The organism is Streptomyces sp. OZ13, assembly GCF_052068155.1.
In the GTDB taxonomy this organism is placed as follows: domain Bacteria; phylum Actinomycetota; class Actinomycetes; order Streptomycetales; family Streptomycetaceae; genus Streptomyces.
Window position 1 is genome coordinate 465,869 of the sequence record NZ_JBQHCZ010000001.1, and the last position, 16,823, is coordinate 482,691.

At 72.0% G+C, this 16,823-nt stretch carries 14 protein-coding genes; 11 read left to right on the top strand and 3 right to left on the bottom strand.

Features of this window, described 5'->3' with window-relative positions:
- Nucleotides 1–37: 37 nt before the first annotated feature.
- Nucleotides 38–1,996 carry a SulP family inorganic anion transporter gene (locus tag ACTMTU_RS02105; RefSeq protein WP_441261664.1) on the top strand — a complete coding sequence of 653 codons (1,959 nt, stop codon included), beginning with the start codon at nucleotides 38–40 and terminating at the stop codon, nucleotides 1,994–1,996.
- A gap of 138 nt (nucleotides 1,997–2,134) precedes the next feature.
- On the opposite strand, the gene ACTMTU_RS02110 is transcribed toward ACTMTU_RS02105, so the two are convergent.
- The 3 genes from ACTMTU_RS02110 to ACTMTU_RS02120 all read right to left on the bottom strand — a co-directional run bounded on the left by ACTMTU_RS02110 (nucleotide 2,135) and on the right by ACTMTU_RS02120 (nucleotide 4,154).
- Nucleotides 2,135–2,344 carry a hypothetical protein gene (locus tag ACTMTU_RS02110; protein WP_441261665.1) on the bottom strand — a complete coding sequence of 70 codons (210 nt, stop codon included), beginning with the start codon at nucleotides 2,342–2,344 and terminating at the stop codon, nucleotides 2,135–2,137.
- Nucleotides 2,345–2,476: 132 nt separating this feature from the next.
- The gene (locus ACTMTU_RS02115) at nucleotides 2,477–3,016 is read right to left on the bottom strand and encodes an N-acetyltransferase family protein (protein WP_441261666.1); all 540 of its coding nucleotides are present in this window, start codon (nucleotides 3,014–3,016) and stop codon (nucleotides 2,477–2,479) included.
- A gap of 94 nt (nucleotides 3,017–3,110) precedes the next feature.
- Nucleotides 3,111–4,154 (bottom strand): Rv2578c family radical SAM protein, encoded by a 1,044-nt coding sequence (locus ACTMTU_RS02120; protein ID WP_441261667.1) that lies wholly within the window; start codon nucleotides 4,152–4,154, stop codon nucleotides 3,111–3,113.
- A gap of 136 nt (nucleotides 4,155–4,290) precedes the next feature.
- Between ACTMTU_RS02120 and ACTMTU_RS02125 the strand changes: the two genes are divergently transcribed.
- The 10 genes from ACTMTU_RS02125 (at nucleotide 4,291) to ACTMTU_RS02170 (ending at nucleotide 16,796) form a co-directional block, all read left to right on the top strand.
- Nucleotides 4,291–4,734, top strand: a complete 444-nt coding sequence (locus ACTMTU_RS02125; protein WP_364595629.1) for an SRPBCC family protein — start codon at nucleotides 4,291–4,293, stop codon at nucleotides 4,732–4,734.
- Between the two features lie 214 nt (nucleotides 4,735–4,948).
- Nucleotides 4,949–7,357 carry an MFS transporter gene (locus ACTMTU_RS02130; protein WP_441261968.1) on the top strand — a complete coding sequence of 803 codons (2,409 nt, stop codon included), beginning with the start codon at nucleotides 4,949–4,951 and terminating at the stop codon, nucleotides 7,355–7,357.
- Nucleotides 7,358–7,576: 219 nt separating this feature from the next.
- Nucleotides 7,577–10,015, top strand: coding sequence for a SpoIIE family protein phosphatase (locus ACTMTU_RS02135; protein WP_441261668.1), 2,439 nt, complete (start codon nucleotides 7,577–7,579; stop codon nucleotides 10,013–10,015).
- A gap of 33 nt (nucleotides 10,016–10,048) precedes the next feature.
- Nucleotides 10,049–10,951 carry a hypothetical protein gene (locus ACTMTU_RS02140; protein WP_441261669.1) on the top strand — a complete coding sequence of 301 codons (903 nt, stop codon included), beginning with the start codon at nucleotides 10,049–10,051 and terminating at the stop codon, nucleotides 10,949–10,951.
- Nucleotides 10,952–11,088: 137 nt separating this feature from the next.
- Nucleotides 11,089–12,339 carry a hypothetical protein gene (locus ACTMTU_RS02145; protein WP_441261670.1) on the top strand — a complete coding sequence of 417 codons (1,251 nt, stop codon included), beginning with the start codon at nucleotides 11,089–11,091 and terminating at the stop codon, nucleotides 12,337–12,339.
- The gene (locus tag ACTMTU_RS02150) at nucleotides 12,339–13,937 is read left to right on the top strand and encodes a substrate-binding domain-containing protein (RefSeq protein ID WP_441261671.1); all 1,599 of its coding nucleotides are present in this window, start codon (nucleotides 12,339–12,341) and stop codon (nucleotides 13,935–13,937) included. The genes ACTMTU_RS02145 and ACTMTU_RS02150 overlap by 1 nt, the downstream gene beginning before the upstream one ends.
- A complete protein-coding gene (locus tag ACTMTU_RS02155; RefSeq protein WP_441261672.1) occupies nucleotides 13,927–14,700 on the top strand; it encodes a hypothetical protein in 774 nt (257 codons plus the stop codon). Before ACTMTU_RS02150 ends, ACTMTU_RS02155 begins: the two co-directional genes overlap by 11 nt.
- 38 nt (nucleotides 14,701–14,738) lie before the next feature.
- The gene (locus ACTMTU_RS02160; RefSeq protein ID WP_441261673.1) at nucleotides 14,739–15,239 is read left to right on the top strand and encodes an Lrp/AsnC family transcriptional regulator; all 501 of its coding nucleotides are present in this window, start codon (nucleotides 14,739–14,741) and stop codon (nucleotides 15,237–15,239) included.
- A gap of 85 nt (nucleotides 15,240–15,324) precedes the next feature.
- The gene (locus tag ACTMTU_RS02165) at nucleotides 15,325–16,164 is read left to right on the top strand and encodes an alpha/beta fold hydrolase (protein WP_441261674.1); all 840 of its coding nucleotides are present in this window, start codon (nucleotides 15,325–15,327) and stop codon (nucleotides 16,162–16,164) included.
- On the top strand, nucleotides 16,161–16,796 hold the full coding sequence (locus ACTMTU_RS02170; protein ID WP_441261675.1) for a maleylpyruvate isomerase N-terminal domain-containing protein: 636 nt from the start codon (nucleotides 16,161–16,163) through the stop codon (nucleotides 16,794–16,796). The genes ACTMTU_RS02165 and ACTMTU_RS02170 overlap by 4 nt, the downstream gene beginning before the upstream one ends.
- Nucleotides 16,797–16,823: the final 27 nt, after the last annotated feature.

Consider the following 16,823-nt stretch of genomic DNA (forward strand, 5'->3'; position numbering starts at 1 on the left):
CCGTCGCACCGAACGGCTCCCCCAAAGGACTCCCTTCATGACTTCCCCCACCCGAAAACGCGCCCGTCACGCACGCCCCCCGAGCAGGACCTTCCCCACCCGTCCCGCCGCCGGGCGCCGCCCGGGCGGCGCGCCCGTGGACCGGCGCCCCACCCTCGCCGAAGAACTGCGCGGAGCCTCACTCGTCACCGAGATCGTGGCGTCGTTCGTCGTCTTCCTCGTCGCCCTGCCCCTGTGCATCGGAGTGGCTGTCGCCTCCGGCGCGACCGCCGAACTCGGCATCGTCTCCGGTGTGGTCGGCGGGCTGCTCGTCGGCCTGATGCGCGGCAGCACCCTCCAGGTGAGCGGACCCGCCGCAGGACTCGCCGCGCTGGTCGCGGAGGCCATCGCCGCGCACGGAGCGGCGACGCTCGGCGTCATCGTGCTGGCGTCAGGAGTCCTCCAGATCGCCCTCGCGCTCGTCAAGCTCGGCCGGATGTTCCAGGCGATCTCCGTCGCCGTCGTCCAGGGCATGCTGGCGGGCATCGGCCTGCCCCTCATGATCAGCCAGTCCTATGTGCTGGCCGACAGCAAGGCTCCGGGTACCCCCGTGGAGAACGCGCTGGGCCTGCCCGGTCTGGTCACCACGGCCCTGAGTACGACCGACGCGCTGATCGCCACGGCGCTCGGACTCGCGACCGTGGCGCTGTGCTTCGTCTGGAAGAAGGTTCCCGGCCCCGTGGCCAAGGTGCCGGCCCCGCTCGTCGCGGTCGCCGTGGGGATGGCCGTTGCCGCGCTGCCGGGGGTGCGGATCGACACCCTGCGCGTGGGCGATCTGACGGCCTCCGTGCACTTTCCCGGCGCCGCCGAGTTCGCCTCGCTGGCCGACCCGGCCGTGCTGGCCACCGTGCTCACCTTCACGGTGATCGCCTCGGCGGAGAGCCTGTTCACCGCCGCCGCCGTGGACCGTATGCACACCGGCCCCCGCACCCGCTACAACAGCGAACTGCTCTCCCAGGGCGTCGGCAACACGGTGTGCGGCTCCCTGGGCGCGCTGCCCATGACGGCCGTGGTCGCGCGCAGTTCGGCCAACGTCCAGGCGGGAGCGAGGACACGGCTCTCCCGTACCCTGCACGGCCTGTGGCTGCTGGGCTTCGCCCTGCTGCTGCCCGGCCTCCTCGCGTTGATCCCCATCACGGTGCTGGCCGGTGTGCTGGTGCACAGCGGCTGGAAACTCCTCGCGCCGGAACAGTTCCCGCGGCTGTGGAAGCAGGACAAGGGAGAGGCGGTCGTGATGGTCGTCACCACCTTCGCGATCTTCGGTACGGCCCTGCTGGAAGGCGTCCTCATCGGTCTGGCCGCGGGGGTCGTGCTCGCCGTGCTCCGCATGTCCCGGACCACCGTGCGGCACAGCACCGACGGGGACACGGCGAAACTCACGATGACCGGCAGCGCCACCTTCATCAGGCTCCCGCAGCTGCTCGACGCGCTCGACGCCGTCGCCGCGGCCGGCAGCCCACGGATCCGGCTCGACCTCACGGCCATGACCCACCTCGACCACGCCTGCCGCACGCAGATCGACGAGTTCGTCGCCCAGCAGCGCAAGGGTGGAACGGTCCGGGTGGAACTGCTGCTCCCCAGCGGTCCGAACGGTGCTCCCGTGGTGGAACCCCGCCGACCGCCGCACGGAAACGGCGTGCCCCGGGCGGCGGGGGAGGAGCTGCCGGACCTCCCGTACCGCACGGAGCGGCCTGTCCAGGGCCGGGTGGCCGCCCCGCCTCGTAGCGACGCCGACCCCTTCGCTCCAGAGCGGGAATTCATGGGCACCGCCACGACGCAAGAGTTCGATGTCGGTGAGTGGGAGCAGGCATACGTGGGTGAGGCCGCCCGCCGCGACGCCGCCCCCGCCCAAGGGGCTGCGCACGGCGGCGACATGAGCCGGTGGAACCCCGCCGGAGGCGGCCGTCGCGACGCGCGGGCTCCCGGCCCGTACGACGTCTTCGACGGCCTCGGCTGACACGTCCGGTCCCGGGACCGTCGGCGGGTCACCGCACGCGTTGCGCCCGTGGGACGGCGTCGTGGGTGTGGTGGGCGCCGGCGGGGGCCGGGGCGGGTCTCGTCGATCAGGACGGTCCAGTCGCGGCCTTGCCGTGTCTCACAGGCCGTGGCGGCGGTCGCCCAGGATCCGTTCGCACACCAGGGCTTCGGATTCGGGGGAGAAGGGATCGTTGCGGGCCCCCGCGGAGCGGCGGGTCTCCTCGACGGGACCGGCGTCGAGATCGGCGGCGAGGTCGGCGGTCATGCCGGCGCCGAGCCCCTCCGGACGAGGTGTGGGTTCCGGACCGGGCCGGGAATGTCGGGTCATCGTGACCACCTCCGACACCAACGTGCCTCCGCCGCGGCGATCTGACAAAGTTCTTTGCGGAAAGCGCAAAAAAAGGGGGGCGGGCCCGGACGATCTCCTTCGCCGGTGGCATGCGGTGCATCTGGCCGAGGCTCAGGCGCCGGCGGCCGCCGAGGGCGCCGCCAGCCACCGTGCGTAGCGCACTTCGGGGACGGCGACGCCGTCGACCTCGAAGGGCTCCTCCCTGCCGTCCGGCAGGAATCCGGCCCGCTCGTAGAAGCGGCGGGCGCGTGCGTTGTCCTTGAGGACCCACAGCTGCATCAGCGTGAAGCCGCTCGCCCGTGCGCGCCCGGTCAGCTCTGCCGTCAGCGCGTGGCCGACGCCGGAGGATATCCGCTCGGGCAGCACGTAGAGGGCGTAGAGCTCGCAGGTTCCGGGCGGGGCGTCCTCGTCCCTGGCCGGTCCGAAGCAGCCCCAGCCGATCACGTCCCCGTCCCGCTCCGCGACCACGTTGGTGACCTCGGTGCCGTCGGCCAGGTACCGGCGGCGGCGTACCGCGTCCTCCTCTACGCTCATGGCGTCCAGATACGACTGGGGCATCAGCCCGGCGTACGCGTAGCGCCACCCGCCCACCCGGATCGCCGCCACCGCCTCGCAGTCGTCGACGGTCATGTCCCGCACCTTCACCGTCATCGGTACGCGCCCTCCCTCGCCGTTCTGCACCGCAGACTGCCCGCCGGCTCTCGCCGACGCCACCAATAATCCGTCACCCGCCGGTGACGGCGGGTCAGAGCAGTGTCAGCTGGGTGGGTTCGTCGCCGGCGGGCAGGGTCTCCGGCTCGCCGCGTACCGGCAGGCGCCGGTGCCCGCCGGGCCGGGAGGCCGGGCCGATGCCGAACTCGGCGGCCAGTTCGTGCACATGACGGGTGATCCGGCGCTGGTACCACCTCGGCGCGTAGGCGCCCTCCGCGTAGAGACGTTCGTAGCGTGCCACCAGGTGCGGATGGTGTTCGCGCAGCCAGGCCATGAACCACTCGCGGGCGCCCGGCCGCAGGTGCAGCACGAGCGGGGTGACGGAGGTGGCCCCGGCGTCGGCGATCGCCCGGACCGTCGCGCGCAGCTGGTCCGGACGGTCGCCGAGGAAGGGGATGACCGGCGCCATCAGGACACCGCAGCCGATGCCGTGGTCGGTGAGGGTGCGTACGGCGTCGAGCCGGCGCTCGGGGGAGGGGGTGCCGGGTTCGACGGTGCGCCACAGCTCGCGGTCGGTGAAGCCGACGGAGACGGACACGCCGACCTCGGTGACCTCCGCGGCCTGCCGCAGCAGGTCCAGGTCGCGCAGGATCAGGGTGCCCTTGGTGAGGATGGAGAACGGGTTCGCGTGGTCGCGCAGCGCGGAGATGATGCCGGGCATCAGCCGGTAGCGGCCCTCGGCGCGCTGGTAGCAGTCGACGTTGGTGCCCATGGCGATGTGCGCCCCCTGCCACTGCCGGGAGGCGAGCTGGCGGCGCAGCAGCTCGGGGGCGTTGACCTTGACGACGATCTGGGAGTCGAAGCCGATGCCGGTGTCGAGGTCCAGATAGCTGTGGGTCTTGCGGGCGAAGCAGTACACGCAGGCGTGGGAGCAGCCGCGGTACGGGTTCACCGTCCATTCGAACGGCATCCGGGACGCTCCGGGCACCCGGTTGAGGATCGAACGGGCGCGCACCTCGTGGAAGGTGATGCCCCTGAATTCGGGCGTGTCGAAGGTCCGGATGGTGACGGCCGACGTCCCGAACAGGGCGGCGTCCCCTGATGTGGCGGGGCTTTCTGCCAGATTGTCCCAGCGCATGGGTGCCTCCTCGTTCGCACTGACCCCAGAATAGAACACCTGTTCCCATGATCGCCGCAAGCGCGATTTGGGGGCCCGGGCCCGAGGTGGTTGGCTAGCCGCATCCCGCTGGAGCTAGTGCTGGAGGAGCAACGAAATGGCGCAGGTCGAAGCCACCACGGAACGGATCGTCGCGGCGGACGCGGAGACGGTGTTCGATGCCGTGGCCGACTACGAGAACACCCGCGCGAAGCTCCTGCCCGAGCACTTCAGCGAGTACGAGGTCCGTGAGGGCGGCGACGGCGAGGGCACCCTCGTCCACTGGAAGCTCCAGGCGACCAGCAAGCGCGTCCGGGACTGCCTGCTCGAGGTCACGGAGCCGAAGGACGGGGAACTGGTCGAGAAGGACCGCAACTCCTCCATGGTCACCACCTGGACGGTCACCCCGGCCGGCGAGGGGAAGTCCCGGGTCGTCGTGCGGACCGTCTGGAACGGCGCGGGCGGCATCGGCGGCTTCTTCGAGAAGACCTTCGCCCCCAAGGGGCTCGGCCGGATCTACGACGCGGTGCTCGCCAACCTCGCCGCGAACGTGGAGAAGTAACCTCACCGGTTCGAGTGGTCTTCCCCGTGGCCCGGTAGTGCGCCCGGCGCGCGCCGGGTCCGGGGAAAGCCGCTGGTGGGCACCCCAAATACGCCCTCTGCGGGGCGTGTTGAGGGGGCTCTCGAACGCCTGGTCGGGGTCGTGACCGACTTGCTCCCCCTTCATGCGCAATGCGAAGAATGACGCCGCGCAGTGCGACGAGGGGAGCAGGGACGTGGGCGGCATCACTCTGGTGCAGGACGAGCAGGCCGCGCCGGCCTCCGCCGGACCCGCGGACCCGCCGCCGCACGCCGCGGAGAGCGCCCCCGCGCCGCTCGGCCCCCGCCGCGTACGGCTCGTGTTCATGGGCCTGATGCTCGCGCTGCTGCTCGCCGCGCTCGAGCAGATGATCGTCGCCACAGCGCTCCCGAAGATCGTCGGTGAGCTGCATGGGCTGGACCGGATGTCGTGGGCGATCACCGCGTATCTGCTCACCGCCACCATCGGTCTGCCCGTCTACGGCAAGCTCGGCGACCTCTACGGCCGCAAGGGCGTCTTCCAGTTCGCCATCGTCGTCTTCGTCGTCGGCTCCGCCCTGGCCGGCTGGTCGCGCACCATGAACGAGCTGATCGCCTTCCGCGCCGTGCAGGGCCTCGGCGCCGGCGGGCTCATGATCGGTGTGCAGGCGATCATCGCCGACATCGTGCCGCCGCGTGAACGCGGCCGTTTCATGGGGCTGATCGGCGCCGCCTTCGGGCTCGCCTCCGTCGCCGGTCCGCTGCTCGGCGGGTTCTTCACCGATCACGCCTCCTGGCGCTGGTGCTTCTACTTCAACGTCCCCTTCGGCCTGATCACCCTCGTCGTCGTCAGCGTGGTCCTCAAACTGCCCAGGCCCGAGGGCAGGGCCCGACTCGACGTCCTCGGCGTGCTGTTCCTCGCCGCCGCCTCCACCTGTTTGGTGCTGCTCACCAGTTGGGGCGGCACCGAGTACGCGTGGGGCTCCCGCGTGATCCTCGGACTCGGCGCCGGTGCCGCGGCAAGTACCGTGCTCTTCCTCGTCGTCGAGCGCTACGCACCCGAACCGGTCATCCCGCTGCGCCTGTTCAAGGACTCCGTCTTCAACATCACCTCGCTCGTCGGCGCGGTCGTCGGCATCGCCCTCTTCGGCGCCGCGAGCTATCTGCCGACGTTCCTCCAGATGGTCGACGGGGCCAGTGCCACCGAGTCGGGCCTGCTGATGCTGCCGATGATGGGCGGGGTCGTCGTCGCCTCGATCGTCTCCGGCCAGCTCATCAGCCGCACCGGCCGCTACAAGGTCTACCCGGTGCTCGGCAGCGCGATCTCGGTCGTCGGCATGTGGCTGCTGTCCCGGCTGGAGGTGGACACCTCCCGGCTCGAGTACAGCATCGGGCAGGCGGTCCTCGGCGTCGGCATCGGCCTGGTGATGCCGGTCCTGATCCTCGCCGTGCAGAACGCCGTGCCGCCCGCCGACCTCGGCACCGCGACGAGCGCCAACAACTACTTCCGGCAGATCGGCGGCAGCGTCGGCGCCGCCGTCTTCGGCACGCTCTTCGCCGACCGGCTCACCGACGCGCTCGCCGAGCGCGTCCCGGCCGGCGCGGGCCTGCCCGACCCGGCCGCCATCACTCCGCAGCTGGTGCACGCCATGCCGCCCGCGCTGCGCGACGCGTACGTACGGGCCTACTCCGACGCGATGCCGCGGATCTTCCTCTACCTCGTGCCGGTGCTCGTCCTCGGCCTGCTCATCGCCTTCTTCCTCAAGGAGAGACCGCTGGTGTCCCACAACGCCCCCGCCGACGCCGCCGTGCCGCACGCCCGGACCGCCCCCGCGCCCGCCGCCGGGCAGCCGGCCGCTCCGCACCAGGCCGGTGTGCCCGTCTGCGGCACCGTCCAGCACCACGACGGCACCAGCGTCCCGCGCGCCGCGCTGACCCTGATCGACGTACAGGGCACCCAGATCGGCCGCGGCGCGAGCGGTGAGGACGGCCGGTACGCGCTGAGCGCCCCCGGCCCGGGTGCGTACGTGATGATCGCGGCCGCGGGCGGCCACCAGCCCCAGGCCGTCACGGTCACCGTGGGCGAGCGGCCCGTCGACCTCGACGTGGTCCTCGGCGGCGCCGGCCGCCTCGCCGGGATGGTCGTCACCGCCGACGGCAGCCCCGTACGGGACGCTGCCGTCACCCTCACCGACGTGCGCGGCGAGGTCGTGGCCACGACCCGCAGCGGGCGCGAGGGCAGCTATGTGATCAGCGAACTGGTGGCGGGGGAGTACACCCTGGCGGCCAGCGCTCCCGCCTTCCGGCCCGCCGCACACCCCGTCAGCGTGCAGGCGTCCCGGGAGACCCGCCAGGACATCGAGCTGGCCGGCGGCGCCGTGCTGCGCGGAACCGTGCGGGCGGGCGACGGCCGGCCCGTCGACGACGCCCGCGTGACCCTGCTCGACGCGGCCGGCAACGTGGTCGACACGCTCACCACCGGGCCCGACGGCACATTCCGCTTCGTCGACCTGTCGTCGGGCGAGTACACGGTCATCGCGTCGGGCTACCCGCCGGTCGCGACCGTGCTCCAGGTCGCCGGCGGCGGGCGCACCGAGCGCGACCTGCAACTCGGTCACGCCGACTGACTCCAGGGCCCGCGGCGCCCCTTCCCACCTGCGGGGTGAGGGGGGCGCACGCGGCGCGGCGCGCCGGCGCCCCGGGAGGCCTGCGCCCGCTCGGCCGTCCGCCGGCTTCGCGACGGCGCACGACCTCTTCCGCCAACGCCCGGCGCCAGGCGTGGAGATACCCCTACCGTGGTGAACAAGGCCGTTGTCTCCTGGCGGCGGGGAAGGAGCAATCCACTCATGGACAGTGGCGTTCCGCCGGTGCCCCGGCAGCGGTACCCGGTGGCCGGACGGATTCCGCTTGCCGTGATCGTCGTGGACGGTGACGGCCTGGTGTCGCACTGGTCCACCGGTGCGTGCCGCCTCTTCGGCCCCGCGAGGGCGGAGGCGGTCGGGCGTCCGGCCGTCGAACTGCTGCCGGTCTCCGGCGCCCTGGCCGGTCAGGACTGCGACCATGAGGCGGAGCACGGCGGCGACGGCATCGGCCCCTGCCCCGGATGCAGCGCGTACAGCGGACTCGGACAGGGCCTGGACGCGTGCCTGGGCGGGCTCACCGCCTATCCGACGGCCGGCCGTGCCCGGGTCTCCGAGCTGGGCCAGGACCGGGTCGACGTGCTGTGGTGGGCGTATCCGATGGTGGGCCCCGGCGAGGAGCGGCTGCTCGTCCTCGCGGCGGACGCAGGGCGGCTCGGGACCGACGAAGGCAGCGTCGAACGGATCGCGCCCGGCTTCGCCCTGCACACCGAATTCCCCGGCGCCGAGGAACTGGCGCGCCGGCTCCCGGAGATCCTGCCCAGCATGAGCGTGCGGGAGTCGACGCGGATCGTCTCCCGGATCCTCGACCTCGGCTACCCCGTCCTCGAGTTCAGCCACCACGACCGGGTGCCCGTCACCCCCGACTGGGGCGTGCCCCGCCGCGCCGCCCGCAGGGCACGGCAGCAGGCGGCCGAGCAGGCCCACGCGGCCGGGCATCCCGTGGAGGAGGCGGAGCTCGAGCCGGACCTCGAATACGCCGCGGTGCGCGAACGCCTGGAGTTCCTGAACGAGGTCAGCGGCCGGATCGGCTCCTCACTGGACCTCGCCCGCACCATCCGGGAGATCAGCTCCGCGATCGTGCCCCGTTTCAGCGACGTGGCCTGCACCTATCTGCGGGAGGAGGTCGTCGCCGGCGAGGGCTTCTGCGACGGGGACCCCGACGCGACGACCATGTGGCACCGGGTGGCGTTCGAGCACGTCGACGAGCCCGGCCGCTGGGACGACATCGTCCCCGTCGGCGAGTCCATGCCGTTCCCCGCCCACACCCCGTTCTTCCAGTGCATGGTCTCCGGTGAGCCGGTCCTGGTGCCGCGCATCACGGAGGAGATGGGCACCGCCATGGCCGAGCAGTTCGACAAGCGGGACATGCGCCCGCTGATCAACGGCCGGTCCATGCTGGTCGCACCGCTCAAGGCACGCAACGTGGTCCTCGGCTGCATGATCCTGCTGCGCCACCCCGAGCGGCCCCTGTTCAACGACATGGACCGGGTCACCGGCGCCGAACTGGCCGCCCGTGCGGGGCTGGTGCTCGACAACGCCCGTATGTACACCTACCAGGAGAACGTCGCGGAGACGCTCCAGGACTCGATGCTGCCGCAGGTCGCCCCGCGCACGGCGGGCTGCGACACGGCGACCCGCTATCTGCCGGGCACGATGCTGGGCCGGGTCGGCGGCGACTGGTTCGACTCCGTGAAGCTGCCGGGCTCACGTACCGCGCTCGTCGTCGGCGACGTGATGGGCCACGGGCTCAACTCCGCCGCGATGATGGGCCAGTTGCGTACCGCGGTGCAGACGATGGCGGCGCTCGACCTGCCGCCCGCCCAACTCCTGCGCAACCTCGACGACCTCGCCCAGCGCCTGGGCGAGCACTATCTGGCCACCTGTGTCTACGCGGTGTACGACCCGGTCCGCGGCGAGCTGGAGCTGGCCAACGCGGGCCATGTGCCCCCGGTGCTCGTCCGCGCCGCCGACGGCCGCAGCGAACTGCTGGAACTGCCGTCGGGAGCGCCCATCGGGGTGGGCGGGGTGCCCTTCCGCAGTGTCCGTGTCGCGGTGTCGCCCGGTGACCGGCTCGTGATGTGCACCGACGGGCTCGTGGAGGTACGCGGCGAGGACATCGGCGTGGGTCTCGCGACGCTCTGCGAGTCCGCCGCGCACCCCGCGGCGTCGATGGACGACGCCTGCGACACCATCATCCGCGCGCTGAACACGCGTGGCGGGCGCAAGGACGACGTCGCCCTGCTGATGGCGCGGCTGAACGGCATCGACCCCGGCTCCGTCGCCACCTGGGAGCTCTCGCTCGAGCCGCGGGAGGCGGCGCGGGCACGGCGACTGGTGCGAGGACAGCTGAACGCCTGGGGGCTCGGGAAACTCACCGGCACGACGGAGCTCCTGGTCGGCGAGGTCGTCGCCAACGCGGTGCGGCATGCCTCCGGCCGCCGCGCCGAACTGCGGCTCGTGCGGGCCGATTCGCTGCTGTGCGAGGTGGCGGACGACGACCACACCCTGCCGACCCTGCTGGACGCCCGCCCCGACGAGGAGGGCGGGCGCGGACTGCGGGTGCTGAGCGCCCTGTCGCGGGAGTGGGGCACGAGCCGCACGGCGGGCGGCAAGACGGTCTGGTTCGAACTGCCCCTCCCGTAAGGCGCTCCGGCGCGCCTTCTAGGGTTGCCGCACATGAGGCCTGGACAACAGTACCCGGAAGGCGGGCAGCGCCCGCGCCACCCGCAGCCCGGTCCCTACGGACCGCCGGGCGGGCCCCAGCAGCCGTGGGACCTGCCCACGCAGCCCGCCGGCCCCGCCGCATCCGTCCGCGAGCGCCGCGGGACCGTCACGGTCGTCGCCGTAATCGCGGCCGCGGTCGTCGTCGTGGCCGCCGCCGTCACCGGATATCTGGTCCTCGGCGGCGAGGGTGACGACAGCGCCCGTCCGCCCGCCCCGGCCTCCTCCGCACCTGCGGCGGACGATTCCCGTACGGACGCCGGCGAGCAGCCGACCGTACCCGGCTGGCGGACCGTGACGAATCCGAGGACCGGCATAGTCTTCGACGTGCCGCCCGAGTGGGGCCTGAAGCCGACGTCGTGGGCGACCTATGTCGCCGACGACGGCGACCCGGAGGAGATCCCCCTCGTCGGCTTCTCCGCCCCGGCGATGCTCAAGGAGAAGTGGTGCGTCTCCGACGCGGACCTGGACGGCTCCTTCGACGAGACCTGGCTCGCCGCCGCCGGCTCCCGCGGCGAACGCGGCGCGAGAACGCCGCAGGAGGCCGCCCGCGACAACGCCTCCCTGTGGGTGTACGGCGGCTACACCCAGCCGGACAAGGCCAAGGTGACCAAGGGCGCGCCGGAGCCGTACACCACCGCCTCCGGCATCACGGGCAGCGTGGCGACCGCCTCCTCCACGGGCGTCGAACCCGCGGGCAAGTGCGACACCGACGGCAAGGCGACCGCCTTCGCCTTCAAGAACCCAAAGGGCGACATCGTCTCCTGGACGTTCGTAGGAGCGAAGGGGATAGGGGAGGAGGTGCCGGACGGAGTCGTCCGCAAGGTCCTGAGCACCGTCCGCCTGGCCGACGGCTGACCGGGTGCGCCCGGCGGCCAACAGAGCTCTTTTCCAACGGAGTTGTTCACCGAATGTTGGCTGATTCGTCGTACGGGAGGCGCCCGGAAGGGTAAGGCTGTTCCCGAGGTGACGCGGGGGACGAAGGGGGAGCGCCCGTGGCTGTCGGAGAGAGACGGGTCACAGCGGAACCGCGGCTGGGCATCAGGCGTGAGTCGCGCTCGTCATGGTCGAGGCGCGGCTTCCTCCTCGTCGTTCTGCCCCTGCTGGCGGCCGTGCTGACAGGCGTCGCCGTGCTGGCCGTGTCCGGGAACGTCCTGCTGCCCTTCCAGGCCGTCATCACCCTGGAAGGGAAGATGGCGTCCAAGCGGGACTTCTTCGAGGACGAAGAGGTCCAGCGAATCCTGATGAAGCATCACATACGGGTGCACATCACGGCGTCGGGCTCACGTGAGGTCGCGATCCGGGACATCTCCTCGTACGACTTCGTCTTCCCCTCCGGCCAGCCTGCCGGGGACCTGATCACCGCCGAACGGGCCAAGAGCAACCAGTACGCCAAGGTGCACCGCCCCTTCGTCAGCCCCATCGTGCTGGCCACCTACCGGGAGTACGCCAGAACGCTCGAGGACGCGGGCGTGGCCAAGGCGCACCGGGGGACGGGTCCGGTCGCGGACCAGCCGCCCTACTACGTCCTGGACATGGCCGGGTTCCTGCGCCACATTCACGACAAGAGGCGCTGGGACGACATCGGCATCGAGCGGCACGGTATCGCCAACGCCAACCGCATCGTCGCGCAGACCCCCGACGTCTGCGGTTCCAACTCGGCCGGCACCTACCTCGCCCTGGTGGCGTTCACCTGGCACGGCGACGGCGACGAGGTGCCCGACACCGACCAGGAGGCCGACGCCCGCGGGCGCGAGATAAAGCACCTGCTGGAACAGGGCCTGCCCGCCGCGGACGTGTTCCGCACCTATGTGTCGCCGGAGGGCAAGAACATCGCGCCCGTGGTGGTGGCCTACGAGCACCAGTACCTGGCCTACCAGCTGAACTACAAGGCCCGGTCGAAGAAGCTCGACGAGCAGCGCGTCCTTCTCTACCCCTCCGGACAGTTCGTCACCCAGCCTCAGTTCATCGCCCTCAACAAGGACGGCGACCGGCTCGGCGAACTGATCACGCACGACCCGGAACTGCGGCAGCGCGCCATGGAGCTGGGCTTCCGGATCCTCGATCCGACGGGGCAGGTCGCCGGGGACCAGCTGACGCGGTTCCTCGAGGAGCGCGGCGTCCCCGCCCCCGCCACGGAAGGCGACGACACCCGGACCGCGATGCCGAGGCTTCGCTACCTGGAGAGGATGATCTCCGTCGTGGGCGACTGTCCCCCGGCCGATGTCCTGCCGGGGCGGCCCTGATGAGGCCCCGGCGCCGGGCGATCTCGCTGATCGCCCTGTGCATGGCGGGCCTGTGGCTCGCCGCGGCCACGGCCTGCGCGCCCGGCGGCCCCGAGCCGGTGACCCTGCGGGTGCTGGCCAGTTCCGAACTCGCCGACATGGCCCCCCTGCTCGACGACCTGCGCCGCGACACCGGCATCACGCTCGAGATGGAACACCGGGGCACGGTGGACGCCAGCAACGAACTCGCGGCGCACGAAGGCCGCCCCCGGCACGACGTCGCCTGGCTCTCCTCCGACCGCTACTACCTGCTCAAGGTCAAGGCGAACGGCGGGCACGGGGAGAAACCGCTGGCGACCAACATCATGCGCTCGCCCGTCGTCCTCGGTGTGAAGCGGGCCACGGCCGACCGGCTGCGCCGGGCCGCGGCGGGCGGCCGGATCTCCTGGGCGGACGCCGCCGACGCCGCGGCGGGCGGATCGCTGCGCTTCGGCATGGCCGACCCGCGGCACACCAACAGCGGCCTCGCGGCCCTCGTCGGAGTGGCGACGGCCGCCGCGGGCACGGGTACCGCCCTGCGTCCGCAGGACGTCTCCTGCGAGCGGCTGCACGGCTTCTTCGCCGGACACCTCCTCACCGGCGACGCCTCCGGGGAGCTCGCCGACGGCTACGCCGCGCGACAGGACGAACTGAACGGGCTGATCACCTACGAGTCCGAACTGCTGGCGCTCAACAGCAGCGGCAAGCTCCGCGAGCCGTTGGAGATCGTCTATCCCAGGGACGGCATGGTGCTCTCCGACTATCCGCTCCTGCTGCTCGACCCCTCCAAACGGGCGGCCTACGACAGGCTCGTCGACTGGCTGCGCAGCGGACCCGTCCAGAAGAAGATCATGGAACGCACTCTGCGCCGGCCGATCGACCCCGGCGTGCCCCGGATCGACCGGCTGCGGGAGCCGGTCGGCAACGCGCTGTACTTCCCCGACGACCAGAAGGTCGTCGACCGTCTCCTCGCGGACTACGGCGACCCGGAACGGGACCGGGCGGCCCGGGTGATCTTCGTCCTCGATTTCTCCAGCTCGATGCGCGGCGAACGCATCGCGGCACTGCGCGAGACCATCGACGGTCTCGCCGGCGGCGACGACTCGTCCTCGGGAAAGTTCGTCCGCTTCTACCGGGGCGAGACGCTCACCGTGATGCGGTTCGGCGGCCGCGTGCTCGAGGAGCGGAACATCACCTACGAAGGGCAGCGGGACCTGGACCGGCTGCGCGAGGTCGTGGCGTCCGACGACTTCGCCGGATCCACCGCCATCTGGTCCTCGCTCGACCACGCCTACCGCACCGTGGCCCGCGATCCGCGTGACCGGCCGGAACGGCGGATCTCCATCGTCCTGATGACGGACGGTGAGAACAACGCCGGCATGGACGTGGACGCCTTCGTCCGCGGGCACGCGCGGCTGCCGGAGGACGCCCGCCGGGTGCGCACGTACACGATCCGCTACGGCGAGGCGGACACGAGGGAACTCGACCGAGGGGCACGGGCGACGGGCGGCCGCATGGTCGACGCCACCGACCGGTCCCTTCTCAGCGCGTTCAAGGAGATCCGTGGGTGTGTTCACTGAGATGTGGTGGAGCGTCTGGTGGCCCTGGATGCTGCTGTGGCTCCTGACGGCCGCTGGGGCGGGGGCACTGCTCGTCCTCGCCGCCGCACGGCTGGCGGCCGGCCGGCGCGCCGGGGCCCGGAACCTCACCTACAGCATCTGCTTCTACCTCCACGACCGGTCCGTCATGGACCACTACCAGATGCGCGGTTACGCGGCGGCGCTGCGCAGGGAGGTCGAGCAGCGGACGAGCGACAGCAAGGACGGCACCATCAGAGCCACCGTCTTCGGACTGAGCGCCGGCGGCGGGAGACGTGACAACAGCGAGATCGTCAGCAAGTACATGGAGGTCGCGGAACCCATCTCGGTGATCGGGATCATCATGGACGTGCTCGAGGAGAACGACGTCATCGTCCATGTCGACCTCGCGGGCGGCACGGTCAGACGGAACGCGGCACTCACCCGGGCACTGGCGAACCGGCCCGGCGGCGAGGGCCGCTCCTCCCAGACGGATGTACGGCTGCGGGACATCGAGGACTTCGTGCTCATCCGCGGCCGCTTCCGGAAGATCGACGAGTCGCCCGAGTCCACGGTGTTCCTCGCGCCCTACGGCGACCCCGAGGACCTGGCCGCGGGGCCGCGCGTACGGGTCACCTGCGCCACCGAAGGGCTGCGCAACCAGGTGCCGAGCGGCACGTTCTCCGCCCGCTGCCTCGGCAAGGTCCAGGACTGGAACTCCGAGGAAGCGGTGCTGGAAGTGCAGGCCATGGCCATCTTCCGATAGGGTCCGCGCGCGACAGGGCCGTCCGGAGGAACCTTGACATGACGAACAGATCCGCGCCGTTCGACGAGCTCGACCGCAAGATCGTCGCGGCCCTGGTGCAGAACGCGCGGACCAGTTTCACGGAGATCGGCGCGGCGATCGGCCTGTCGGCCACGGCGGTCAAACGCCGGGTCGACCGGATGCGCGAGAACGACATCATCACCGGTTTCACCACCACGGTGCGTCCCGCCGCGCTCGGCTGGGCCACCGAGGCCTACGTCGAGGTGTACTGCGACGGCGCCGCCCCGCCCCGGCGGCTCGCCGAGGTCGTGCGCAACCACCCGGAGATCACGGCCGCGATGACGGTGACCGGCGGCGCGGACGCGCTGCTGCACGTACGGGCGACGGACGTCGAGCACTTCGAAGAGGTCCTCGAACGCATCCGGGCCGAGCCGTTCATCCGCAAGACGATCAGCTACATGGTGCTGTCCCACCTGCTGACCGGCAGCCCGGAGGCCGGCGCCGGCCGCGCCGCGACGAGTGGCGACGCCGGCATGTGACCCCATGTCCGGCATGTGACCCCTCTCCGGCCGGCGTGCAGAACCCGGTTGCCCTGCCGGACCGCCGGTGAAAGGGTCTCGGCCCATGCCTACCTTTTCCGCGCACGACGGAACCCGTCTCTCTTACCGGGTGTCCGGGGACGGCGCGCCCCTGATCTGCGTCCCCGGTGGACCCATGCGGGACTCCACGTACCTGGGCGACCTCGGGGGGCTCTCCGCGCACCGCAGGCTGATCATGCTCGATCTCCGGGGCACCGGACGGTCGGAGGTGCCGCAGGACGCCTCCTCCTACCGCTGCGACCGGCTCGTCGACGACCTCGAAGCCCTGCGCAAGCACCTCGGCCTCGACCGGGCGGACCTGCTCGGGCACTCCGCCGGCACCAACCTGGCGGCCCTCTACGCGGCGGCCCTTCCCGAGCGGGTCGGCAGACTCGCCCTGATCACACCGAGCGTCATGGCCCTCGGCGTCACCGTCACCGCGGAAACCCGGCGGGAAACGGCGCTGCTCCGCAAGGACGAGCCGTGGTTCCCCACCGCGTTCGCCGCCCTGGAAGAGGTCTTCGCCGGCAAGGCGGACGACGACGCGCAGCGGGCCGTCGCACCCTTCTTCTACGGCCGCTGGGACGAGGCGGCGCGGGCCCACCGGGCGGCGGAGGACGAACAGCGCAACGACGCGTCGGCGGCCGCCTTCGGCGCCGACGGCGCCTACGACCCCGAGGCCACCCGCGCCGCGCTCGCCCGGCTCACCTCGCCGGTGCTGGTGCTCGCCGGCGAGGTCGACCTCAACTCCCCGCCCCCCGCCATGAGCGAAGTCGCCGGACTGTTCCCACAGGCCGAGCTCGTCGTCCAGCCGGGAGCCGGCCACTTCCCGTGGCTCGACGACGCCGAGCATTTCGTCGCGACCACGTCGGCGTTCCTGCGGTGAACGGCCGCCCACCCGTCACCGCCGACGACCTCGACAACGCCGTGCAGCTCGCCGTCGCCGCCCTCCGCGAGGTACCCGCGACGGCCTGGGACGGCAACGCGGGCACCCTGGAGTGGACCTGCTGGGAGACCGTCGAGCACCTCGCCGACGACCTGTTCGCCTACGCCGTCCAACTCGGCCCCCGCACCCCGCCGCTGGACCGGGAGGTGCCCTTCGCCTACGAGAGCCGCCGGCCCGGCGGCCCCGCCAACTCCGTCCACGCCGATCGCGCGGCGGGCCCCGACGGTCTGCTCCAGGTGCTGGAGGCCGGCGGCGCGCTGCTCGTCGCCATGGCGCGCACGACATCGCCGCAGGTGCGTTCCCACCATGTCTTCGGCGCGTCCGACCCCGAGGGCTTCGCCGCGATGGGCATCGTGGAGACCCTGGTGCACACCCACGACATCGCCGACGGGCTCGGCCTCACCTGGGAACCGCCCGCCGGCATCTGCTCACGGGTGCTCGCCCGGCTGTTCCCCGACGCCCCCGCGGACGCCGCACCCTGGTCCGCGCTGCTCTGGTGCACCGGCCGCACCGACCTCCCCGGACGGCCACGCCCCGCCACCTGGCGGTGGCACGGCGCGCCGCCCACGTAGCCCGAACGGGTGGTGCAGGCCCGGCGG